The following is a 22,818-nucleotide window of genomic DNA, read 5'->3' as shown; positions in this document are numbered from 1 at the left end:
GGTCACGGCGCACCCGCCGCCGCCAGGCCGAGGGCGCCGCCCAGCCCGCCCGCGAGATCTGGCGCGGCGGACAGGGGTGCGCCGGCCGGGCCCAGCGCCCGCGCAAGACCCGCGTCGACGGCGCCGGTGCCGTCGATCAGCCCGTTCACGAGCCCGATTGCCCTGGCCAGCAACTGGTCGAGATTTCCCCGGCTGTCCGCGGAACCGTGCACGAACCTTACCAACGCGCCCTCAACCTCGGGTGCGCCGGTATTGCTGCGCGCCTCGTCGATATCGGAGCCGAGCGACGCCAATGACGCTCGAATGGAGGTCAGCTCGCCCGACAGCGCGATCGCTGCTTTCCTGTCGAGCCCGAATACGCTGGCCATCACGGCCCAGCCTTCATGCACTTCATAGACGACCTAGCACCCCCGCCGTGGCCGGAAACCCGGCACCGGTTGACGAAATGGGCCCGACAAGATGTCGGCAGATCTGCGTCCGATCAGAGAATAGCGCGGGCCGGGCCTCCTCATCGGCGCCCGCAACCGCTGCTCCGGCGGCCCAAAGCCGTGGCGGGCGTCGCGCCAACGGGCGCTCCGGTAGCCGACCGGCGCGACTCGGCGGCGGGAAACCGCTGGTAGACATGCCATTTCTGCCCGACGGGCGATCATCGTCGAACCCGCCGGACCCGGTCGAAACAGCCCCGCGGCGGGCCTGCCACTCCAACGCACGGGTCCGCCCGTGGGGCCCGTCTGGAGGCAGGTGGCCGTCGCGAGCCAACCGGCGCCCTCGAACGTGGGCCAGCGTCGGGCCGAGACGACGGACGGACGGGCGGGACCGGCACCAGGTGCCGGTCCCGCCCGTCGAGCGCCGGGTCAGGCGTGGGACGTCAGGCGTAGACGCCGTCGAGCCAGGCGCGCAGGGCCTTGTCGACGATGGGCTCGTCCGCGTCCGGGCTGAACAGGTGGACGGCGACCGCCACCGGGGCGCCGAACGCGTTGCGACCGAAGACCCGGTACATCGCGTCCTCGGTGTGGAACCCGAGGAAATGCGGAGTCAGGTAGTCGACGGCCGCGTCCAGCGTGGGAAGGCCCGGAATCGTTAGCTGAACCCGGTCGCCGACCGTGGCGTCCGCGAGGCCGGCGGCGCGGCGCAGCGCGTCGAAGCCGTCGGGCGTGACCGACGCCGCCGGGGCGTCGACGCTGACGTACCTGGCCGGCCGGCCGTTGTAGTAGCGCAGGTACCGGCCCAGGGTGTGCAGGTAGAAGTCGGTGTGCTTGCCCGCGCCGTCGTACTGGTTGTCCCAGTCGTCGACGAGCACGCCGCTGTGTACGTACCGGACCCAGGTGGTGCCACCGTCCCGGGCCTCGATCAGGTGCTCGAGCTGGTTGAACCAGCCGTCCGGGCCCTCGCTGCGCATGATCAGGTGATGCGGCGGCTCCCAGGCCAGCACGGTGCCGCCGAACGCGGCGGCGCCGCCGACCCGCGGCTCAGGAGCCTCCATCGGCCAGAGCCAGGCCGCGTTGCCGGTGGTGACCGCGTCCCAGTAGTCCTCGGGTGTGGTCCGCAGCTCGACCTCGCGCTCGATCGCGAACTCCCGCCCGCCGGCGGCGGGCTTGTCGTCTGGCGCGTCGTTGGTCGGCTCGTTCGGCATGTCAGCTCTCCTCGGTGCGGCCGGGCTCGGCCGGGTCTGGATCGGGATGCGCATCGGTGGCGACGTTCGGGGGCCTGAGGCTGGGATGCAGAGCGATCACGAGCCGGTGCGGCCTGCCGCCGGCGGCCGTCTCGTCGTGATACCTCGAGACCAGCGCCGTGACCGTGTCGGACAGCTCCGCCGCGAACGCCGCCCGGTCCGCGGCGGTGGCGAAACGGATCTCGCTGTCGACCGCGAAGGTGGCCAGCCGCTTGCGGGCGGCCGTCGCGCCGGCGAGCAACTGCCCCACCTCGTGGATGAGCCGCGCGGCAAGGGCAAGCATCCAGCGCGCCGAGCCCTCGTCGCGCGCTCGGTCGGGATCCGGGGCGACGTCGGCCAGCGCGGCCGGTGAGATCACGTACGAGCTGGCGGTCGCCTGAAGGACCCGTTCGGTGCAGTTCCCCTTGCGCCGCTCCTCGACCAGCTCCAGCAGCCCGTGCTGCTCCAGCGCGTGCAGGTGATAGTTCACCTTCTGCCTGGTCAGCCCGGTCCTGGCGGCGACGCTCGTCGCGGAGCCCGGCTCCGCGAGCGCGGCCAACAGCCGCGCCCGGACCGGGTCGAGCGAGGCCTCGGCCGCGCCCGGACTATCGATGACCGCTACGTCGAGCATGGAGCCATCGTCGGACCGACAAGAAATTTTGTCAACAAGCCCAAACTTGTCGGCTGCCGGGAAACGGGCCTGAGGTCACGGCGGCAGCGCCCCGGTGCGGGCCGGCACGCCCCGAAGTGTCGGTGGCGTGGGGCAGCATGGCAGCGTGGTCTCGTCCAGGACGGCTGATGGTCCGGCTCAGCAGCCGGCGGGCCGGGTGGCCACGACGGTACTGGCGCTGCGGGCCGGCGGCGTCGGTGCCGGGACCGCGGTCGCGGTGGTCGCCGTGCCCGGCGTCGGCGTGGCGCTGGCATTTGGGGACGGCGGCTGGGCCGGCCCCGCGGACCCGCAGGTGGTGCTGGCCGACGTGGAGGGGGCGATCGGCCCGCGGTGGGTGTGGTGGTCGGCGGGTGGCGCCGGGTCGCCGTTGGCCGGCGGATGGCGCCGGACGACGGAGCGCGGCCCGGCGCTGAGCTGGGACCTCGCCGCGGTGCACCGGATCCTGCGCGGCGGCCACCGTGACGACCCGGGCGCGGTCTGGGCGGCCGCGCGTGGCCTCCCGGCGCCGCCGCCGCCTCGACGTGCCCGCGGAGATGGCCAGCTGGACCTGCTGGCGATGGTCGAACAGCCAGACGATGACGACGTCGACGCGGACGGCCCGGTCGGGCCCGACGGGCAGCTGCGGCCCGGCTGGGTCGATGAGACGCTGCGCGCCGGCGCGCCCGGTGCGCCGGGCGCCCTGCTGGCCCGGGCGGCACGGTTCGCCCGGCTCGCCCTCGTCGTGATGGCGGCGCAGGAGCAGGCGTTGAGCGCGCTGCCGGACCCGCGCCAGCGGCCCGGGCGGCTGCCGCTGGCGCTGCTGACCGCGCGCGCCGAGTCCGCGGCCGAGGTGCTGGCCCGCGAGCTGGAACGCCACGGCCTGCCGGTCGACCGGCAGGCCGCGACGGCGACGATCAGCGAGATCATCGGCCCGCCGCCCGTCGGCGACGCGGGCGAGGCCGCGGCCAGACGGGCGCGGGACGCCCCGGTGCTGCGCCACCTGAGCTCATCAGTCGACCTGCGCAGCCCGGCGTCGGTCCGAGCCGGGCTCGCCTCGGTCGGGATCGACGTGCCGGACACGAGGTCCGGGCGGCTGCGTGCCCTGAGCGCCGCCCATCCGGTGATCGACGAGCTGCTCGCCTGGCGCAAGGCGGAGCGGATCGCGACGACCTACGGGCACCGGTGGCTCGCGGCCCACGTGGGCGCCGACGGCCGGCTGCGCGGCCGGTGGCATGGCAGCGACGGCGCGGCCGGCCGGATGACGGCCGACGCCGGGCTGCACAACCTGCCCGCCGAGATGCGGGTCGCCGTCGTGGCCGAGCCCGGCCACCGGTTCGTGCGCGCCGACCTGGGCCAGATCGAGCCGCGGGTGCTCGCCGTCGTCTCCGGTGACCCGGAGCTGACCAGGGCGACCAGGCAGGACGACCTGTACGCCCCGGTCGCGACCCGGCTCGGCGTCGACCGGCCGACGGCCAAGGTCGCGGTCCTCGCCGCGATGTACGGCCAGACCACCGGCGCGGCCGGTCAGGCGTTGCGCCAGATGCGCGAGACCTATCCTGTCGCGCTGGCCTACCTCGACACGGCGGACGCCGCCGGTCGCGCCGCCGCTCTCGGCGCCACGCCCACCGCGCCGCTGCGGACGTTCGGCGGACGGCGAATCCCGCTGCGCGCGCTGCCGGCCGGCGCGGACGGCGACATCGGCCGCGCGGCGGCGGCCTACGGCCGGTTCGCCCGCAACGCCGTCGTCCAGGGCGCTGCCGCGGAGCTGTTCAAGGCCTGGGCCGTGACGGTCCGCCAGGCGCTGATCCCGCTCGGCGCCGCGATCGTCCTGTGCCTGCACGACGAACTGCTGCTCCAGGTTCCCGAGCCGGCCGCCGAGGTGGCCGCCGCCGCCACACACCGGGCTCTCGACGCGACCGCCGCGTACTGGGCCGCCGGCAGTGCGGTCCGGTTCGTCGCCGACATCGCCGTCATCAGCCGCTGGTCCGACGCGAAGCCCGTCCTCCCAGTGCCGCTGTAACGCGGTGACGACCTTGTCCTCGATCATGGCGGGTCCCCTCGTCGCTCGGCGTGTACGCCGCCTCAGCCAGCCAGCCAGGCCTCCGAGCGGCGGATGAGGCACGGGACACACCAGGTCCGCCCCTAGGCTCGTGACGAGAACTTAGTAAGCACTTGCTCTCGTCTTTATCGTCGGCGGGGGCCGGCGGGGCCGGGCCTAGAGGGAAGCGGACCGCATCCGCGCCCGCGCCGCCGGGTGGGCCAGTCCCGCGAGAACGCCGGCCCGGTCGGCGTCGGACCGGTTCTGGCTCCACTTGGCCTTCGCGTCGAGGGACGTGACCCGCAGGCACACCCCGACGATGGCACGCAGCTGGCCGTCGATGAACCGCTCGGGCGCGTCGGTCACCGCCCACGGGTCGGCCCGCCCGGCCTCGTGGCGGTCGGTGAGCCGGGTGACGACCCCGCGCAGCCACTCCGGGTCGTCATGCACCGTGATCGTGCCGCGCAGCTGGACGGCCGAGTAGTTCCACGTCGGCACCACCCGGCCGTGCTCCGCCTTGCTCGGGTACCAGGACGGCGAGACGTAGGCCTGCGGCCCGGTCACCACGGCCAGCCCGGGGGAGCCGTCCCGGATCCGGCGCCAGTGCTCGCCCGCGCGGGCCAGGTGGCCGACGACCTCGCCGGACTCCCAGAGCACCGGCAGCAGGGTCGCGTCCGGCTCCCCGTCCGGGCCGACCGTCACGAGGGTCGCGGCCCCGCACGCGGCGACGAAGTCGCTGACCAGAGTCTCATCCTCGACTCTGTTCACCCTGGGCACATACATGCGGCCAGCGTACGAACCGCCGGGCGCGATCCCGACCACAAGGCCTGATTGGGCTGCGCCGGCGGCCCGGAGCCCGGCTCCCCGCCCAGTAGGGCCGGTCGACGGGAACCACGATTGGGAGGGACGGGCTGATGCCGGAGCCGGCCGCCGAGGTGCTGCGCGCGGACGGGGTGGACCTCGTCCGCGGCCTGTTTCGCGCATCCGATCCGGGCGGCCCGCCCCGAAGGTCGTTTCGTGGCCCGCGTCCAGCGGGCCCGCTCGCTCACCCGCGGCCGGTAACGGCGCGGCAGGCCAGGCCCGCTCGGGTGCGCCGGGCGGCGGGGCGGGTGGTCAGCTCCCGTTGCCGACGGCGTCGCCGAGCTGGTCGGCCGGCAGGTCCGTGGTGAGGCTGATCAGCTCGATCCGGTTGCGCGCCTGGTAGCGCTCCATCAGGCGGCTCACCTCGCGCTGGACGGTGCGGGTCGAGACGCCGAGATTCTTGCCGATGAGGTCGTTCGTCGCACCGGTCGCGATCAGGTGCAGGATCTGGGACTCGCGCTGCGGGTCGAACGTGTGCTCCGCCGGCGGCGGGGGCACGTTCGGTGACAGCGGCTGCCCGGCCCGGAACAGCGCGTCGATGAGGTGCGCGTACAGCGCCACCGTCGGATGGTGCGTGATGACGAGGGCACCCAGGCTCGGATCGTCGGGCTCGCGCTGCACGAGGACCGCCCGCCCGTCGGCGACCACGGCGCGGTAGGGCACGTCACGGCTGGCATGCACCTGGCCCAGCGGTGGTAACCGCCCGTTCGGCGCTCCGCGCGCGGCGGCGATGCATTCGGGCGTCCAGACGCTGGTCAGCCGTACCCCGCGCTTCGCCGCGCTGACGAAGGCCCGGATGACATGCGGGTTGGGGCCGAATCCCGCGTTGCCGTTGAGCATGAACCGCAGCGTGTCGGTGGACTGTTCGGCGAGCTCCGCGATCCGGATGCTCACCTCCCCGTGGGTGACGAGCTCGGTGCCGTCGTTGCCCACGAGTTTTCGGGTGCCCTGCCGATGTGCCGCCGGAAGACGACTGCGCAGCAGTCGGGAACGCTGCCGGGCCCGTTCGGCCGCGGCGGTCGCCTGTTCTGCCTGCTGACGGGCGTGCTCGGTGTCCAGCCACTGGGTCAGGTCCTCGGCCAGCCAGGCGCCTCCCACCGAGCGGATCTGGCCGCGGTTCGCCTGATCGCGCAGTTCGGCGGCCACGGCGGCGACGTCGGCGCCAAGGAAGCCCGCTATGCCGTCGGTGTCGGCATATGGGTGCAGGGCCACCTGTTCGTAGACCTGTTGGCCGAACGGGGTCAGGCCCAGAAAATCGAGGTTGGTCAACGTGGCGTCCGTGTTTCGCGTCGTTCGTTGGCTTCCGTGGTTCGTTGGCTTCCGTGGTTCGTCAGCTACCCGGCGTCGTAGTACAGGGGTGGCGGAATCGTGCCCCGTGCGCGTGATCCAGGGAAGGGGGAGTTGTCCCGATCTGGTCCCACCCAAGACGATCAATAGCACTAATAGGCCTATTGCGCACACCGTTCTCGGCCTGACTGCGCAGCGCCAGGGCAATTGTTACGAACAGGTTTCCGAGGCTTGGCCACATGTGGACAGGTGGCCAAAGCTGGCCACGCCCAAAACCTTCCCCTGAAGGGCAGGGCCGGGCTACTTTTCTGCGACGCGCCGGGACGGGCCTGGCACTCCCGGTAGAAATCCCCACGGATGGGTGCCGGCCGCCGCGACCCCCTCGACTGACCCTGACGGAAGGGACCACCCCTCGTGTCCCTGGTCCGGCCTGGCGCGCCTCTGCCCTTTTGCGGCCTTTGCCGTAATGGCGGCGGGCCGTCGAACGGGAGTTGAAGATGGAGCGCTGGCCGGTTCGGTACCGACTCGCGGCCGCGCTGGTCGTGCCGCTGCTGGCGGTCGCCGGCCTGAGCGCGGCCCTCGTGGTCGGCCAGCTGCAGGCGGCGCACGCCGCCGGGCGAACCCGGACCGCGGCCCAGCTCACGATCAAGGTGAACGTCCTGGTCCGCGCGCTCGCCCAGGAGCGGTACGCCACGTCGTCGTTCGTCGCCTCCGGCTATGTCGTGATGCAGGCCGACACCGCGGCGGCCCGCGGCCCGGTTGACGAGGCCTACCGCCAGGTCACGGCCGCCGCCTCGGGCGCGCCCGACGACGCGCGGCTGCACGCGTCCCTGGCCGCGGCCCAGCAGCAGATGAGCCAGCTGCCCGGCCTGCGCAGCCAGGTCGATGCCCGTACCGCCACGATCAGCCCGGTCTCGGACGGCTACGACAACATCGTCGGCGCGTGGCTCGGGGTGTCCTCGGCCCAGATCGGCCTCGGCACCGCGAGCTCGCAGCTCGTGCGGACGGCCACCGCGCTCGCCGCGATCAGCGCCGTCACGGAGCAGACCGCCCAGCAGCGCGGCTACGTCTCGCTCACCGTGTTCCTGCACGACCGGGTCGCCGACAACGTCGGGCGCATCCGGACCGCGACCGGCGCAGAGGCGGCCTGGCTGGCCGAGTTCGACGCCGCGGCCAGTGACGACCAGCGCCGCCTCTACGACCAGCGCGTCGGGCCGACCATCGACCCGGTCAACGCGCTGCGCGACCAGGTTCTGGCCGCGGCCGCGGCCGGGCGGCCCATCGACGTCCAGCCCGCCGTCTGGCTCGGCAACGTCAACTCGAAGATCGACCAGCTGCGGGCCGTCGAGGCTCAGATCAACCTGAGTCTGGCGGACCAGAGCAGCTCGCTGGTCTCCGCCGCCCGCGGGCGCGCCGCGCTCGTCGGTGGCGCGGCGGCCGCGGTCATGCTGCTGGCGATCGTCGTGTCCGTGGTGATCGCGCGGCGGCTCGTCCGGCAGCTGCGCGCCCTGCGGGCCGACGCGGTGACCGTCGCCGAGCAGCGGCTTCCCTCGGTCACGGCCGCGATCCGGGACCGTCGCCCGGTGGACCCGGCCGGCCTGGCCGGCGACCCGGACGAGCGGGCCGGCCTGGTTCCCGAGGACGAGATCGGTGACGTCTCCCGCGCGCTGCGCTCCGTCTACGCCGCCGCCGTGCTGGCGGCGACCGAGGTGGCCGCGCAGAACTCGCTGTCGTCGTCGATGCAGAGCCTGGCCCGCCGCAGCCAGACGCTGATCCACCGCCAACTCAAGCTGATCACGGTTCTGGAGCGCGACCAGCAGGATCCCGACATGCTGGAGCGGCTCTTCCGCCTCGACCACCTGGCCACCAGGATGCGCCGGGAGGTCGAGGGCCAGATCGCGCTGTCCGGCGGCCAGCCGAGCCGGGTCTTCCGCCAGCCGGTCAAGCTGATCGACACGATGCGGGCCGCCGTGGCGGAGGTCGAGGCCTACACCCGGGTCGAGGCGAGCGCGACCGTCGACGCCTGGATCGCCGGCCCGGTGGTCGGCGACGTCATCCACCTGCTCGCCGAGCTCATCGAGAACGCGTGCCAGATGTCGCCCGAGCAGACCCCGGTCGTCGTCACCGGCAACCCGGTCGGGGCGGGCATCGCGGTCGAGGTCTCCGACCGCGGCATCGGCATCGAGCCGGCCGCGCTGGCCGGACTCAACCAGCGGCTGGCCGACCCGCCGCCGTTCCACCCCGAGTCGGAGGCGGAAAAGCTCGGGCTCTGGGTGGTCGCGAACCTCGCCCGCCGGCACGGGATCGACGTGTCTCTCGCCCGCAGTGCCTATGGCGGGGTCAGCGCGGTCGTGGTGCTTCCGGCGAGTGTCCTCGCCGAGGCCGACGCCCCCGTCCTGGCCGGGCCGCCCGACGACGAGCCGCTGCGGGCCGCGCTGGCCCGGATGGGCGCGTTCGACCGGCTCGACGTCGTCGGCTCCGGCTACGACGAGACGCCGGCACCTGCCGCGGCCGCAGCCGGGTCGCCCGCTGACCCGCGTGCTGACCTCGGCGGTCACGATGATCTCGACAGTGAGGTCGACTTCGCCGGCTACGGCCACGACGCCCGGTACACCCACGACAGCGACTACGGCCACGACGCCGGCTACGACTACGGCCACGACGCCGGCTACGACTACGGCCACGACGCCGGCTACGACTACGGCCACGACGCCGGCTTCGGCGGTGCCGGCGGCCACGGCGATGACGGCGGCTGCGGCCACGACGGCGGCCACGGCGGTGCCGGCGGTGCCGGCGGTGCCGGCGGCGACGGCCTCGGCCGCCGTCGGGCGACCGGGCCGCTGGTCCCCGCGGCGGTCCGGGACAGCTTCTTCCTGCCCCCGCCGGTCCGCCACCCGGACCGGGACGACGCCCGCGCCACCGGCCCTGCCCCGGACACCCACTCCTGGCAGCCGGGACGGCCCGGGCTGCCGGCCCGCGCCGTCGCGTCGCCGCGGCCCGAACGGCCGGCGGCCTGGTCCGCCGCCCCGGTGCCGGAGCCGGACGACTGGCCCGAAGACGAGCCGAGGATCGGGCACCTACCGCGACGGAGCCGGGGCGAGAGCCTGAACGCCGAGCTGCGCGGCGGCCGGTATGCCACCAGCGGTGTCGCCGGGGGCGGACCCAGGGCCGGCGGCCCCGACCCGGAGAAGGCCCGCCGCCTCGTCACGGCCTTCCGCGCTGGCTTCCAACAAGGGCTCCCTGCCAGGTCGCCCCGCGACGACGAAAGGATCGGCGATGCCACCCACCGGTAACCTCGACTTCCTGCTGAACGACCTGGAACGCCGGATCGTCGACGTCCACTGGGCCGTCGCGCTGTCCGCCGACGGCCTGCAGCTGGCCCGCTCGGCCGCGCTCACCAGGGAGGGCGGCGACCACATCTCCGCCGTCGCCTCCGGGTTCCGCTCGCTGGCGCTCGGCGCGTCGCGGTATATGGACGGTGGCGACGTCCGCCAGACGATCGTCGAGATGGACAGCGGCTACCTGTTCGTCTCCGCGATCGGCGACGGCTCCTGCCTCGCGGTCGCCGCGAGCCCGGCCGCGGATCCGGGGGTCATCGCGTTCGAGATGGCCCGGCTCGTGACCCGCGCCGGGCAGGTCCTCTCCCCGCCGATGCGCGCGCACGCCTAGAGGCCGCGGTGACCCGGGACGAGGAACTGCCCGACGAGGAGGCGGGCCCGGTCGTACGCCCGTACGCCGTCACCGGCGGGCGGACCCGGCCCACCGCCCCGCTGGAGCTGGTCGCTCTGGTGGCCACCACCAGCCGCGGCGTGATGACCGCACGCAACCCGCCGCCCGGCATGCCCCCCGAGCAGCGCGACATCGCCTTCCTGTGCCGGCACCTGCAGTCGGTCGCGGAGATCTCGGCGCATCTGGACCTGCCCCTGGGCGTCGCCCAGGTGCTGGTCGCCGACATGGCCGCCGACGGCCTGGTCGCGGTGCACCGGCCCGAGCGCCCCGACTGGCGCCCCGACTCCGCCCTGTTGCGAAAGGTCCTCGATGGACTTCAGCGGCTCTAGCCCCGGCCACCTCGGCGGCCCTGGACGCCTCGGCAGCTCAAGCCCGCTCGGCTCCGACACCGTCCAGGAGCCGACCACGACCCCCTTGAAGATCATTATCGCCGGCGGCTTCGGGGTGGGGAAGACAACCTTCGTCGGCGCGGTCAGCGAGATCCCCCCGCTGACCACCGAGGCCCACATGACGGCGGCCGCGCTCGGCGTCGACGACACCTCCAAGGTCGCGGGCAAGACGACGACGACCGTGGCGATGGACTTCGGCCGGATCACCCTGCCCGAACAGGATGTGGTGCTGTACCTGTTCGGCACTCCCGGCCAGGACCGCTTCTGGTTCATGTGGGACGAGCTGACGCTCGGCGCCGTCGGCGCGATCGTGCTCGCCGACACCCGGCGGCTTGAGGACAGCTTCACGGCGATCGACTTCTTCGAGGACCGGCGGGTGCCGTTCGTCGTCGCCGTCAACCGGTTCGACGGCGCGATCGAGCACCCCGTCGGGGACGTCCGCAGTGCCCTCGACATCGACCATCCCGTGCTGTCCTGCGACGCCCGCAGCCGGTTCACCTCCCGAGCCGCCCTGATCGAACTCGTCCGCCATGCCCTCGACGCGACCCTCGCCGAGGAGGCGCGCGCGGCTCGGGCACCTCTCCCGACGCCACCCCTGCCAACGAGGACCTGACATGCGCCGCTGCACCCGCCCGTCCCCGGAGGGCTGAGCGATGAGCTCCGGCATCCGGGTCGCCGACCTCGAGCTCGAGATCCGCGTCGACCGCGCCCAGCGGATGGTCGTCGAAGACCCGCCGGGGGCCACCCTGCCGGCGGTCGTGCTGCGCATGCCGCCGTACCGGGCCGCCGAGCTCGCCCACCTGCTCGACCGGTGGGCCGCCGTCTGCGTGACCGCCGGCGGGTGTGTCCCCGAATGGGTGCTGGCCGCGCACGCGCTGCTCGACGTGGCCCGCGCGGCTGTTCCCGGCGCCAGTTACCCGGAGCTGGCCGACCTGCTGCACAGCCCGGCCCACGACGTGCTGCCGGACGGCTGGGTCGGGCCCGCTTGAGCGGGCAGCCAGACCGGCGTCCGCCGCTGTTCTTCGTGGGCGGGCTGGAAGGCCCGCCTCATCCGGGACAGGCACTGGCGAGCGCGCTGATCGACACGATGCCGTGCCGGGGACTGGATCTCCCGGGCCGCGACGGCGCCCGTCCGCCGCTGGACGACGTCCGGGCGATGGCGTCCTACTTCCTGCCCGGGGTGCTGCTCGTCCAGCCGTGGGGCGGGCCGTTCCAGCTGGCCGGGTACGGCTTCGGCGGCATCCTCGCCTACGAGCTGGGCCGGCTGCTGCGCGGGATCGGCCAGCCGGTCGCCCCGGTGATCCTGTTCGACGCCGCCCTGCCGCTGCCGGGCCAGCCGCCGCCGCGGCCGAACCCCCAGCTGGCGATCCGGGAGCTGGCCCGGATGCGGCACCTGCCCTGCCTGTGGCACGGCACCTGCCGCTGCGGCATCGACCACGCGACCCCGCTGTCCGAGCAGGGCGCCCGGATCGCCCGCGCGCTCGGTGCCCGGGACCCGGCGGGCTATGAGGACCACCTGCTCGCGGCGATCGGCACCTACACCGCCGCCCTGCGCGCCTACGCCGCCTACCGCCCGGGACCGTCGGACCTGCCCGTCGTGCTGGCCCGTCCCGCCGACCGGACGAGCAACTGGGGCCTGCCGTCCCAGCTGGCCCTGCACGACTCCCGCTGCCTCGGCTGGGAACGCGCCCCGGTGGCCGAGCTGCACCTGGCCGTCATCCCGACTGACCGCGGCTCGTTCTTCGCCGACCCGCACCACTGGGACCTGGCCAGCCTCGTCCACCGCCACCTGGCCACCCCGACCCCGCCGCCACCCCCCGGCCCGCCGCCACCCCCCGGCCCGCCGGCCCCTGAGCCGCCGCCTCGAGCCCGCCAGCCGACCACCGACCCCGGCGGGCGCGCCTTCTCCATCCCCTGACCACTCCCTGCGTCGACAGATCGGGCTGGTAGCTCGGCCGTACTCCACGATGTCGCCGCCCTGCACCCCCTTTTCCCGGAGGAGGCCGAGGGCGTCCTAGCCATTCCGGTGGCCCGGCTCGACGAGCGCGGCGACGGCACCGCTCACGTTGGCGGCGGCGAACGACGTTCCACTCCAACGGGCGTAGCCGTCGAACTTGGCGGTCGCGCAGCACAACGACAGGTTGAGGACCGCGATGTCGAAGTCGAGAACGTCGACAATCGCGTTCGCCACGGCCCAGGACGAGACGTTGAGGCCGTCATGGTCGAGCACGGTGCGCGCGACCAGCTCGGCCGTTGGCGCCCGCTGCGCGACAAGTCCCCCTATGGAAGTCCTGCGGAAACTGCGAGAGAACCAAAAGGAAAAGCGGTTGGGTGAACGCCGAGTCGAGGAGGGCCGGGTTGTCCGCGTAGGCCCGCGACTGGACGCCGTCTACCAGCGGATGGCCGGCGAGGCGGACCGCTACGAGGCGGACCGTGCCTGGACGAAACGGACCCGCGCGGACGTCGTCGAGTGGATCCTGCAGATGGCCCCCTTCAACCAGACGGATGGCTGCTGGCTACGAGGGACAGCGCCGGTCGGCCCGATGGACGAGGTGCGGGCCCTGCTGTTCGGCATCTACGCGGACGAGCTGGGCGGCGGTGACCCGGACCTCAACCATCCGAACATCTATACCGAGCTCCTGCGCAGCGTCGGCGTGGACCTGCCCGACCTGAGTCGCCCGTCGAGATCGCCGGCTCTGGCCGCCGGCGAGCAGCGCGTCCCCGGGGCGGAGGTGGAAGGCGGCTTCTTTCAGGTGGTCCTCGTCGGGATCGAGGGCCAAGGGGGGGTGTCGGCGAGGAGCGCGCCGAGGCGGCGGGCCTGTTCGGGGGCGTTGCCGAGGGTGAACTCCAGCCGCTTGGCGTGCAGGAAGTAGCGGTGGACGAAGTACTCCTCGGCGACGCCCATGCCGCCGTGGACGTGGACGACGGCGCTGGCGACCCGGTGCCCGCCGTCGGCCGCCCAGAACTTCGCGGTGGCGACCGCCTCCGTCGCGTCCTGCCCTTCGGCGAGCCGCCAGGCCGCCTGCCACAGGGTCAGCCGGATCGCCTCGACGTCGATGAAGCAGTCGGCCAGCCGGTGCCCGACGGCCTGGAAGGACCCGATCGGGCGGCCGAACTGGACCCGGTTGGTGGTGTACTCGGCGGCGGCCCGCATCGCCCGCTCGGTGACGCCGAGCTGGAGGGCGCACAGCCCGAGCGTCGCCCGGTCGCGCAGCGCCAGGGCGACATCGGTGCCAACCGCGCCGTCGGGCCCGCCGAGCAGCGCCTCGTCGTCGACGAGGACGCCGTCCAGCGTGAGCAGCCCGACGGCCTCGCGCGCCGTGGTGAGCTGGCGCTCGACCCGCACGCCGCCCGCTGCCGGGTCGACCAGGAAGACCGCGACCCCGCGCTCGGTCCTGGCCGGGACGAGGACCGCGTCGGCGACCGTGGCGAACGGCACCGCGGTCTTCACGCCGTCCAGCCGCCAGCCCGCCGGCGTCCGGGCCGCCGCCGTGGTGGGGCCGGCCGCGTCCGGGCCGCCTGGCTCGGCGAGCGCGACGGTGACGATCTTCTCGCCGCGTACGACGGCCGGCAGCCAGGCGTCGCGCTGCTCGGGTGTGCCGTGGGCGGCGATCGTGCCGGCGGCGGCCGACGCCGAGGCCCACAGCGGCACCGGGGCCAGCACCCGGCCCGCCGCCTCCAGCACGAGGCACTCCTCGAACACGCCGTAGCCGAGGCCGCCGAACTCCTCCGGGGCGCCGACACCCAGCAGGTTCGCCTTCGCGAGCTCCGCCCACAGGTCCCGGTCGAAGCCGTCGCCGTGGCCAGCGAGCACGTCGGCCTCGATCGCGGTGAGCCGCTCGGGGGTGACCATCCTGTCGAGGATCTGGGCCGCCAGGGCGGTCAGCTCCCGCTGTTCCTCGGTGTGGGCGAAATCCATGGCGGGCGCTCCTCGGTCAGCAGCGATGGCCTCTAAAGCTAGAACTTGTTCTAGCGCACGCGCTAGCATCGGTCACCACAGTCTGACGGCCCATCAGGTGGGTACCGCGTCGCTCGCGTCGCGGCGCCGCCTGCCGAGGAGCCGGGCCGGGCCGGCCGGACGGGAGAGCCGATGCGCGTCGCGTACAGCCAGGAGCAGGAGCGGCTGCGCCAGGAGCTGCGGGGCTACTTCGCCCAGCTGGTCACGCCGGAGCTCGGCGCCGAGCTCGCCACCGGCGAGACGACGCTGCTGGGAAAGGACGGCGCCTACTGCCGGGTGATCCGCCAGATGGGCAAGGACGGCTGGCTGGGTATCGGCTGGCCGGCCGAGTACGGCGGCCAGGGCCGGACCATGCTCGAACAGCTGGTCTTCGGCGACGAGGCGACGCTCGCCGGCGTCCCGATCCCGCTGCTGACGATGAACAGCGTCGGTCCGACGATCATGGAGTACGGCACCCAGGACCAGAAGGACTTCTTCCTGCCGAAGATCCTGGCCGGCGAGCTGCACTTCTCCATCGGCTACTCCGAGCCCGGTGCTGGGACCGACCTGGCGAGCCTGCGGACCAGGGCCGACCGGGACGGCGACGGCTGGGTGATCAACGGGCAGAAGATGTGGACGTCGGTCATCCAGGCCGCCGACTACGTCTGGCTCGCCGCCCGCACCGACCAGTCCCAGGCCCGCCACCGCGGCCTGTCGGTGTTCTGCGTGCCGACGGACGCACCGGGCTTCTCCTGGACGCCGGTCCCGACGATCTCCGGCGGGATCACCAGCCAGACCTTCTACACCGACGTCCACGTGCCGGCCGAGGCGCTGGTCGGCGAGGTCAACGGCGGCTGGAAGCTGATCACAGGCCAGCTCAACCACGAGCGGGTCGCGCTGTGCTCGGCGGCGGGCATCCAGCAGCTGCTGCTGTGGACCCGGCGGTGGGCGCAGGAGACGCCGGCCCCGGAGGGCGGCCGGATCATCGACCGGCCACTGGTGCGGCGCAATCTCGGGACCGTGTACGCCAAGGCCGAGTTCCTCAAGCTGATCAACTGGAAGATCGCCTGGGGAGTCGACCACGGGGCGCGGCTCGGGCCGGCGCAGGCGAGCGCGACGAAGATCTTCGGCACCGAGTTCGCGGTCGAGGCCTACCGGCTGCTGATGGAGTGCCTCGACGACGACGCCTACCTGGCCCGGCCAGGGCCGGGTGAAGGCCGGGACTCGCCAGGCGCGGTGCTCGCCGGCCGGCTGGAGCGGGCCTACCGGCAGATCCTGATGCTCACCTTCGGCGGCGGCACCAACGAGATCCAACGCGACATGATCGCGATGCTCGGCCTCGGCCTGCCCCGGCCGCCGCGGTGACCGCGCCGGACTCGGGTCCCGACGGCTCGTCGACAGGAGCGCCCGTGACCGGATCCCAGCCGCATGCCCTCGTCGAGCGGGACGGGCACGTCCTGACCGTCACGCTCAACCGGCCGCACGCCCGCAACGCCGTCACCCCCGAGATGATCGGCATTCTGGAGAAGGCGTGGGACGAGGTGAACGCCGACCCGGACATCCGGGTCGCGATCCTCACCGGGGCCGGCGGAGCCTTCTGCGCCGGCGCCGACCTGAAACAGATGTCCCGGCGGCCGCCCGGCGAGGCGTTCACCGGCGGCGGTGACGGGACCCGGCTCGCGATGGACATGTCCGTCATGAAGTGGGTCCTGAAGGGCTTCACCCTGGCCAAGCCGCTGATCGCGGCGGTCGAGGGGCCGGCGATCGCGGGCGGCACCGAGATCCTGCAGGGAACCGACATCCGGGTGGCCGGTGAGTCGGCCCGGTTCGGGGTCTCCGAGGTGCGCTGGGGGCTGTTCCCGCTGGGCGGGTCCGCGGTGAAGCTGCGCCGACAGGTTCCCTACGCGGTCGCCGCGGACCTGCTGTTGACCGGTCGTCACCTCGGGGCGGCTGAGGCCAAGGAGATCGGCCTGGTCAACTACGTCGTCCCCGACGGCACCGCGCTGGCCAGGGCACGGGAGATCGCCGACGCGATCGCCGCGAACGGGCCGGTCGCCGTGCAGGCCGTGCTGCGGACGCTGCGCGAGACCGAGTCGCTGCCGGAGGACGAGGCGTTCCGGATCGAGTCCGAGATCGGCATGCGGGTCTACCTGTCGGCCGACGCGAAGATCGGCCCGCGTGCCTTCGCCGACAAGCAGACCCCGCGTTTCACCGGGCGCTGACCGACGACGGAGAGGGCTCAGCCATGGAGTTCAACCTCGCAGACCTCTTCGAGCACGCGGCGGACCGTTTCCCGGAACGGGACGCCCTCGTCGCCGGCCCGGCCCGGCGCACCTTCCCCGAGCTGGAGGAGCGCGCGAACCGGATGGCGCACCACTTACGCGGCGCCGGGGTGGGACCCGGCGCGCACGTCGCCATCTACGCCTACAACGCCGCCGAGTGGGTCGAGACGATGGTCGCGATCTACAAGATCCGCGCGGTCTGCGTGAACGTGAACTTCCGGTATGTCGCCGAGGAGCTCGCCTACCTGCTCGACAACGCCTCGCCCGTCGCACTGGTCTTCCAGCGCCAGTTCACCGGCCGGGTCGCCGAGGTCGCGCCGAAGGTCGCCAGCCTGCGCCACCTCGTCGTCGTCGAGGACGGCACCGATCCCGCCGGGGCCGACGCCGAGGCGCTCGGCGCGGTCCGCTACGAGGACGCGCTGGCCGCCTCCCGGCCGGGCCGGGACTTCGAGCCGCGCTCCGGTGACGACCACTACCTGCTCTACACCGGTGGGACGACTGGCCTGCCCAAGGGCGTGCTCTGGCGCCAGGAGGACGTCATCTTCGCCCTGGGCGGCGGCATCGACCTGATGACGGGGGAGCGGGCCAGCAGGCCGGCCGACCTGACCGAGAAGGGCGCCGGCGGTGTCGTCACCTCGCTGCCGATCGCGCCGCTCATGCACGGTGCCACCCAGTGGTGCCTGAACACCGGGCTGAGCAAGGGCCAGCGCACGGTCCTCGTCGACGCGTTCGACCCGGTGGAGGTCTGGCGCCTCGTCGAGGCGGAGCGCGTCAACATGGTCATGATCACCGGGGATGCGATGGCCCGGCCGTTGCTCGACACCCTGGACGACGCCCAGCGTGCCGGGCTGGACCTTTCCTCGCTGTACGCGCTCTCGTCGAGCGCCGCGCTGTTCTCGCCGGTGCTCAAGGAGGCGTTCATGGAACGCCTCGGGTTGGTCGTCACCGACGGTGTCGGCGCCTCCGAGGCCGGGTCACACGGGGTGAGTATCTCGGCGAAGGGGCAGGCCGGCGAGCAGGCCGGCGTCCGGGTGAAGGCGATTGACGACGCGCTGGTCGTCGACGAGAACCTCCGGCCGTTGCCGGCCGGCGAGATCGGCCGGCTGGCCCGCCGGGGCAACATCCCGATCGGCTATCTAGGCGACCCGGAACGGTCCGCCCAGGTGTTCCGCGTCGGCCCGGACGGGCGTCGCTACTCGGTTCCCGGCGACTTCGCCCGCCTGGAGGCCGACGGCGGCATCACCTTGCTCGGGCGCGGCTCGGCCACCATCAACTCCGGTGGGGAGAAGATTTTCCCCGAGGAGGTCGAGAGTGCGCTCAAGAGTCATCCGGACGTGTACGACGTGATCGTCGTCGGAGTGCCACACGAGCGCTGGGGCGAGACGGTGGCCGCCATCGTCGCGCCCCGGCCGGGGAAGGCGCCGACGCTCGGCGAGCTGCAGACGCACTGCCGTGCCCACGTCGCCGGCTACAAGGTGCCGCGGGTGCTGCGGCTCGTCGAGGCCGTCCGGCGCACGCCGTCCGGGAAGGCCGACCTCGCCTGGGCCAAGCAGGCCGCCGGCGCCGCGCCGCCGGCCGCATGAGCGTCCCGCCGGCCGCATGAGCGTCCCGCCGGACACGCCCGTCCTCGTCGGCGCCGCCGCGGCGGCCCGGCTGCCCGACGCGATCGAGCTGATGGCGGCCGCCGCCGAGGCCGCGGCGCTCGACGCGGGCGTCCCTGGCCTGCTCGCCCGCGTCGACCGGGTGTACGTCGCGCGCGGCTCCTGGACCGGCCCGGACCCGGCCCGTTCGGTCGCGGCGCGGTTCGGCGCGGCGAAGGTCCACTCGGTCGTCGCCGAGCTCGGCGTGCTGCAGCAGACCCTCGTCACCAGGGGCTGCCTGGACGTCGCGGCCGGCCGGGCCGACGTCGTGCTGGTGCTCGGGGCCGAGGCGGCCCACAGCGCCGGCGGGGTCCGGCTCTCCGCCGGCCGGCTCAGCGCGGAGGGCCGCGGCGGGTGCAGCGAGGAAGGGCCAGACGAGGTGCTGGCCCCGCACGGCGACATCCTGCACCGGCTGGAGGTCCGCCGCGGCCTCTACCTGCCGGTCTGGCAGTACGCGGTGCTGGAGTCGGCGCTGCGGGCGGCCGACGGCCTCGGCCTCGCCGCGCACGCGGACGAGGTCGCGGAACTGTGGGCCGGCTTCTCCCGCGTCGCCGCCGGCAACGAGGACGCCTGGGCGCGCCATCCGGTGACCCCGGGGGATCTGGTCGCTTCGGACCGCAACCCGATGATGTCCTGGCCCTACACCCGTTCGCACTGCTCCCGGGCCGGGGTCGACCAGGGCGCGGCGATGCTGTTGTGCTCGGCTCGGACCGCGCTGCGCCTCCGGGTGCCGCGGGACAGGTGGGTCTTCCCGGTGGCGGCCGCCGAGTCCAACGTCATGACGCCGGTCTCGGCGCGGCCGGACCTGGCTCGCTCGCCCGGGTTCGCCGCCGTCGGACGCCGGCTCACCGAGCTCACCGGGGCCGCGCCGGCCGACGCCGAGCTCGTGGACCTCTACAGCTGTTTCCCGGCCGCGGTCCGTCTGCAGATCCGCGAGCTCGGTCTCGCCGGCCGCGCCGACCTCACCGTGACCGGCGGCATGACCTTCGCCGGCGGGCCGCTGAACAACTACGCCTTCCAGTCGACGGTGAAGATGGCCCAGCTCCTGCGGGCCGCCGAGCCGGGCGCCCACGGGCTGGTCACCTGCGTCTCGGGCCTGGTCACCAAGCAGGGCGGCCTGCTGTGGAGCACCGCCCCACCACCGGCCGGCTTCCGCGCCGAGGACGTCTCCGCCGAGGTCCGCGCCGCCGAGCCGCCGCTTCCGGTCGCCGAGGACGTCGTGACGGGCACCGGCCGGGTCGCCGGCTTCACCGTCGCCTGCGAGAAGGGGGCATCGGCGCGGGCCTTCGCCGTCGTGACCCTCGTCGACGGCACCCGCACCGTGGCGGCGAGTACCGCCCCTGATCTCCTCGACGCGATGACCTCGCAGGACTGGGCCGGACGTGTCGTGACCGTCCACGGTGACACGTTCGGTCCCTAGCCGGGGAGGGCGACGAGGCGCAGCGTGTCCGGGGTCAGATCGGCCAGGGCCGCGGGAGGCGCCGATCTCTACCCGTTGGGGCCGAACCGCGATCAACGGCCGGCGGGCCGCGCCTCGGCCGGCGGCGATCTCCGTCGCAGCGCGTCCCTCCACTACGGACGATCCCCGGGATCCTTCGTCGATCGTGGCGGAGCGGGTGACGCCCGATCGCCTACGCAGACGGAGATCTTCGGCCCTTCGCTCCCCGGCTGGCATGACATGATCGCCCGTTGCGCAGGGATAAAAGGCACGAAATCGGACACCGAACGCCCGCTTCCCTGCCCGGTTCGCGATCATGGCGGCTAAGGCCGCCGAAAGTCGCTGGAGATCGCCAGTTGGGTAGGGAGGCTGGCGTTGAGCCGGCCGGCGGCGCGGTGGGTTTCCGGGCGCGCGGTGCCGGCGCGGGCGCCACGAGGGCCGGCTCACGCCTTTCGGCGCCGCGCGCCAATCGGATGGCCGCCTCGGGCACAAGCCGGCGGTCACTTCCGCCTGGGAGATCATCAGGCTCCGCTGGGCCTAGCCGGGCAGGACGACCCGTCGCAGTGTGTCGGGGGTCAGGTCGGCCAAGGTCGCGTAGCCGTCCACGGCCATGATCAGGTCGGCCTCGGCCAGCAGTGTGCGCAGGACGTGGACGATGCCGTCGACGCCGCCGAGCGCGAGGCCGTAGGCGTAAGGCCGGCCGATCCCGACCGCCGAGGCGCCGAGGGCGAGCGCCTTCACCACGTCGGCGCCGGACCGGATGCCCGAGTCGAACAGGACGGGCAGGCCATCCGCCGCCTCGACCACACCCGGGAGGCACTGGATGGCGGGCAGGCCGCCGTTGGCCTGCCGACCGCCGTGGTTCGAGCAGTAGATCCCGTCCGCCCCGGCGTCCCGGGCCCGGCGGGCGTCGTCCGGATGCTGGATGCCCTTGAGGATCAGCGGCAGGCCGGTGAGCGAGCGCAGCCAGGCCAGGTCGTCCCAGGTGACGGCGTGCCCGAAGGTCGTGGCCCACTGCAGGACGGCCGCCTGGGCCGCCTCGGCCGGGTCGGCGCCGAGCATCTCGCGGAACCGCGGGTCGGTGAAGTAGTTCGCCAGGCAGTGGCCGCGTAGCTGCGGGAAGTTCGACGTCGCCAGGTCGCGGGGCCGCCAGCCGGTGACCCAGGTGTCCAGGGTGACGACGATCCCGGCGAAGCCGGCGCGTTCGGCCCGGGCCACCAGGCTCTCGGCGAGTTCCCGGTCCTTCGGCGTGTAGAGCTGGAAGAAGCCCGGCGTCTCGCCCAGCTCGGCGGCCACGTCCTCCATCGGGTCGACGGTCAGCGTCGAGGCGACCATCGGGATGTCGGCGCTTGCGGCGGCTTGTGCCGTCTCCAGGTCACCGTGGCCGCTCTGCGCGCACAGCCCGATGACCCCGATCGGCGCGAGGAAGACCGGCGCCGGCCAGCGCCGGCCCCACAGCTCGACGGACAGGTCCCGCTCGACCGCGCCGACCAGCATCCGCGGGATCAGTCCCCAGGTCTGGAACGCGGCCACGTTGGCCCGCTGCGTCGCCTCGTCGCCCGCGCCGCCGGCCACATAGGCCCAGACCGGCGCCGGCAACGCGCTCTGTGCCCGGCGTTCAAGCTCGTCGAACACCATCGGCAACGTCGGAACGACCCCGCTGAGCCCCTGCAGGTAGATCTCAAGCTGAAAGTCACCAAACGGCTGAGGAAGCCCCATCACGCCCCAGTTCCCGTTCGATCACGCCGCGAGCCCGCAAAGGTGCCGGCCAGACTCACTCGTCCAGCCAGGACCACACGGTCTGGGCAAGGCCTGGGATTTCGACGGTGACCGCGATCCACAGCAGATCCGTGTCGACTGCGAAGTAGCCGTGTACCAGGTGGTTTCGCATGCCGGCGATGGCGGCCCACGGACCGCTGGGTGGGCGGCTCGCTGAGCGTTACCTTTCGGCGACGCTCCATGTCTGCCGTCACGATCATCCCTCCAGGCGGAAGACCGACCTGTATCAGGATGACACAACGGCCGCCACGAACATCTGGCCGTTTGCCGGCTCGGCCGCGATTAGTCGGCCGTCTCGGGCTGGGGCTGCGGCACGCGTGGATAGGGGAGCCGCTCGGCCGACGCGAAGTGTTCGACGGCGATCTCGTCCGGGCCGGGGGCCAGGCGGTGGACGCGGCCGCGGCCGAGGACGGTCACCGCGCCGTCGGTCAGGTGGACGGCGGTGTCCTCGTCGATGCCCCAGCCCTCGGTGGGGCGCCCGGCGGCGGCCTCGGCCCGGGCCGCGGCGAGCAGGCGAGGGAGGGTACCCCACTGGGCGCAGTGGACGTCGACGAGGGCGGGCACGAGGCCGAGGCCGTCGGTGACGGTGACCTCGTCCAGGCGCTCCCCGGCCTCCTCGTCACAGATCGGCACGCCGTCTGAACGCCAGCCACCGATGACGGCCCGGTCGGCCGCGATGGCCGCGCCGGCGGAGTAACCCGCGAACGGGGCGCCGGTGCGGGCGAGCCAGGCGAGCACGTCCGCGCGGACGGGCGCGAACGCCGTCGCGTAGTCGGGGGTGAGGCCGCCGGCGACGAACAGCCCGGCCGCGCCGTCCAACGCCGCGACGTCGAGCCGCCCGCCGGACGGGATCTGCACCGGCACGGGCCGGCATGGGCCGGCGGCCGTCAGCAGCCGCGACCAGCGGCCGAACGGGTCGAGCCGGCGGGCGCGCCGGTAGGCGCGGAGCCACGGCGGCGCCGGCCGATCGTCGGCCTCGTCGACTAGCACGCAGGCGATCACGGCGCCGGGCCCGGCCGCGGCGACGAACGGGCCGAAGAGCGTCGGCGCGGCGGCCGTGTCCCGACCACCGCCGACCAGCGTGACGTCCACCCCGCCATGTTTCCACCGCGACATTTCCGTGGCGCTTCGTGGTCTA

20 protein-coding genes and 2 pseudogenes are annotated in these 22,818 nt (G+C 73.6%); 12 read left to right on the top strand and 10 right to left on the bottom strand.

Annotated elements, in window-relative coordinates:
• Positions 1-2: 2 nt before the first annotated feature.
• The 3 genes from FRADC12_RS06260 to FRADC12_RS06250 form a co-directional block, all read right to left on the bottom strand.
• Entirely contained in the window at positions 3-368 is a 366-nt protein-coding gene (locus tag FRADC12_RS06260; RefSeq protein ID WP_157488729.1) for a hypothetical protein, read from the bottom strand.
• Between the two features lie 500 nt (positions 369-868).
• Positions 869-1,633, bottom strand: a complete 765-nt coding sequence (locus FRADC12_RS06255; protein ID WP_045875929.1) for an SRPBCC family protein — start codon at positions 1,631-1,633, stop codon at positions 869-871.
• Between the two features lies 1 nt (position 1,634).
• Positions 1,635-2,282 (bottom strand): helix-turn-helix domain-containing protein, encoded by a 648-nt coding sequence (locus tag FRADC12_RS06250; protein ID WP_045875928.1) that lies wholly within the window; start codon positions 2,280-2,282, stop codon positions 1,635-1,637.
• A gap of 196 nt (positions 2,283-2,478) precedes the next feature.
• Here FRADC12_RS06250 and FRADC12_RS06245 point away from each other — a divergent pair, with 196 nt between their 5' ends.
• On the top strand, positions 2,479-4,320 hold the full coding sequence (locus FRADC12_RS06245; RefSeq protein ID WP_045875927.1) for a DNA polymerase: 1,842 nt from the start codon (positions 2,479-2,481) through the stop codon (positions 4,318-4,320).
• Positions 4,321-4,515: 195 nt separating this feature from the next.
• On the opposite strand, the gene FRADC12_RS06240 is transcribed toward FRADC12_RS06245, so the two are convergent.
• Positions 4,516-5,106 (bottom strand): FMN-binding negative transcriptional regulator, encoded by a 591-nt coding sequence (locus tag FRADC12_RS06240; protein ID WP_232303641.1) that lies wholly within the window; start codon positions 5,104-5,106, stop codon positions 4,516-4,518.
• 345 nt (positions 5,107-5,451) lie between these two features.
• On the bottom strand, positions 5,452-6,468 hold the full coding sequence (locus FRADC12_RS06230) for a LuxR C-terminal-related transcriptional regulator (RefSeq protein ID WP_045875924.1): 1,017 nt from the start codon (positions 6,466-6,468) through the stop codon (positions 5,452-5,454).
• Positions 6,469-6,983: 515 nt separating this feature from the next.
• Between FRADC12_RS06230 and FRADC12_RS06225 the strand changes: the two genes are divergently transcribed.
• The 6 genes from FRADC12_RS06225 to FRADC12_RS06200 are packed head-to-tail and all read left to right on the top strand — an operon-like array spanning position 6,984 to position 12,522.
• Entirely contained in the window at positions 6,984-9,779 is a 2,796-nt protein-coding gene (locus FRADC12_RS06225) for a sensor histidine kinase (protein WP_052710729.1), read from the top strand.
• Positions 9,763-10,155 (top strand): roadblock/LC7 domain-containing protein, encoded by a 393-nt coding sequence (locus FRADC12_RS06220; protein WP_045875923.1) that lies wholly within the window; start codon positions 9,763-9,765, stop codon positions 10,153-10,155. Before FRADC12_RS06225 ends, FRADC12_RS06220 begins: the two co-directional genes overlap by 17 nt.
• An 8-nt stretch (positions 10,156-10,163) precedes the next feature.
• Complete coding sequence (locus tag FRADC12_RS06215; protein ID WP_045875922.1) at positions 10,164-10,544, top strand: DUF742 domain-containing protein; 381 nt, start codon at positions 10,164-10,166, stop codon at positions 10,542-10,544.
• A complete protein-coding gene (locus tag FRADC12_RS06210; RefSeq protein ID WP_084010486.1) occupies positions 10,525-11,217 on the top strand; it encodes a GTP-binding protein in 693 nt (230 codons plus the stop codon). Before FRADC12_RS06215 ends, FRADC12_RS06210 begins: the two co-directional genes overlap by 20 nt.
• 40 nt (positions 11,218-11,257) lie before the next feature.
• On the top strand, positions 11,258-11,593 hold the full coding sequence (locus FRADC12_RS06205) for a hypothetical protein (RefSeq protein ID WP_045875920.1): 336 nt from the start codon (positions 11,258-11,260) through the stop codon (positions 11,591-11,593).
• Positions 11,590-12,522 (top strand): thioesterase domain-containing protein, encoded by a 933-nt coding sequence (locus tag FRADC12_RS06200; RefSeq protein ID WP_232303640.1) that lies wholly within the window; start codon positions 11,590-11,592, stop codon positions 12,520-12,522. Before FRADC12_RS06205 ends, FRADC12_RS06200 begins: the two co-directional genes overlap by 4 nt.
• A gap of 96 nt (positions 12,523-12,618) precedes the next feature.
• Here FRADC12_RS06200 and FRADC12_RS30970 read toward each other — a convergent pair whose 3' ends face one another.
• Positions 12,619-12,834 (bottom strand): S8 family serine peptidase, encoded by a 216-nt coding sequence (locus FRADC12_RS30970; protein WP_045875919.1) that lies wholly within the window; start codon positions 12,832-12,834, stop codon positions 12,619-12,621.
• On the opposite strand from FRADC12_RS30970, the pseudogene FRADC12_RS34235 reads away from it, so the two are divergent.
• Positions 12,758-13,267 (top strand): annotated as a pseudogene (locus FRADC12_RS34235) (iron-containing redox enzyme family protein); the annotation flags it as partial. The gene FRADC12_RS30970 and the pseudogene FRADC12_RS34235 sit on opposite strands and share 77 nt — an antisense overlap.
• Before the next feature lie 86 nt (positions 13,268-13,353).
• Here the strand turns inward: FRADC12_RS34235 and FRADC12_RS06185 are convergent.
• On the bottom strand, positions 13,354-14,523 hold the full coding sequence (locus tag FRADC12_RS06185; protein ID WP_045875917.1) for an acyl-CoA dehydrogenase family protein: 1,170 nt from the start codon (positions 14,521-14,523) through the stop codon (positions 13,354-13,356).
• 171 nt (positions 14,524-14,694) lie between these two features.
• Between FRADC12_RS06185 and FRADC12_RS06180 the strand changes: the two genes are divergently transcribed.
• From FRADC12_RS06180 to FRADC12_RS06165, 4 genes are read left to right on the top strand one after another with little or no spacing between them, the layout of a single operon-like run.
• Positions 14,695-15,906 (top strand): acyl-CoA dehydrogenase family protein, encoded by a 1,212-nt coding sequence (locus tag FRADC12_RS06180; protein WP_045875916.1) that lies wholly within the window; start codon positions 14,695-14,697, stop codon positions 15,904-15,906.
• A gap of 44 nt (positions 15,907-15,950) precedes the next feature.
• Complete coding sequence (locus tag FRADC12_RS06175) at positions 15,951-16,763, top strand: crotonase/enoyl-CoA hydratase family protein (RefSeq protein ID WP_045879161.1); 813 nt, start codon at positions 15,951-15,953, stop codon at positions 16,761-16,763.
• A gap of 23 nt (positions 16,764-16,786) precedes the next feature.
• Positions 16,787-18,406, top strand: a complete 1,620-nt coding sequence (locus FRADC12_RS06170) for an acyl-CoA synthetase (RefSeq protein ID WP_045875915.1) — start codon at positions 16,787-16,789, stop codon at positions 18,404-18,406.
• 16 nt (positions 18,407-18,422) lie between these two features.
• Complete coding sequence (locus FRADC12_RS06165) at positions 18,423-19,883, top strand: TLP1 C-terminal extension domain-containing protein (RefSeq protein WP_045875914.1); 1,461 nt, start codon at positions 18,423-18,425, stop codon at positions 19,881-19,883.
• Positions 19,884-20,438: 555 nt separating this feature from the next.
• On the opposite strand, the gene FRADC12_RS06160 is transcribed toward FRADC12_RS06165, so the two are convergent.
• The 3 genes and pseudogenes from FRADC12_RS06160 to FRADC12_RS06155 all read right to left on the bottom strand — a co-directional run bounded on the left by FRADC12_RS06160 (position 20,439) and on the right by FRADC12_RS06155 (position 22,772).
• Positions 20,439-21,620, bottom strand: coding sequence for an alpha-hydroxy-acid oxidizing protein (locus FRADC12_RS06160; protein ID WP_045875913.1), 1,182 nt, complete (start codon positions 21,618-21,620; stop codon positions 20,439-20,441).
• A 55-nt stretch (positions 21,621-21,675) separates the two neighbouring features.
• Positions 21,676-21,816, bottom strand: a pseudogene (locus FRADC12_RS29305) (HepT-like ribonuclease domain-containing protein); the annotation flags it as partial.
• Positions 21,817-21,962: 146 nt separating this feature from the next.
• A complete protein-coding gene (locus tag FRADC12_RS06155; protein WP_052710728.1) occupies positions 21,963-22,772 on the bottom strand; it encodes a type 1 glutamine amidotransferase family protein in 810 nt (269 codons plus the stop codon).
• Positions 22,773-22,818: the final 46 nt, after the last annotated feature.

Source organism: Pseudofrankia sp. DC12, assembly GCF_000966285.1.
Lineage (GTDB): Bacteria > Actinomycetota > Actinomycetes > Frankiales > Frankiaceae > Pseudofrankia.
This window is presented reverse-complemented; position numbering and strand designations above follow the sequence as displayed.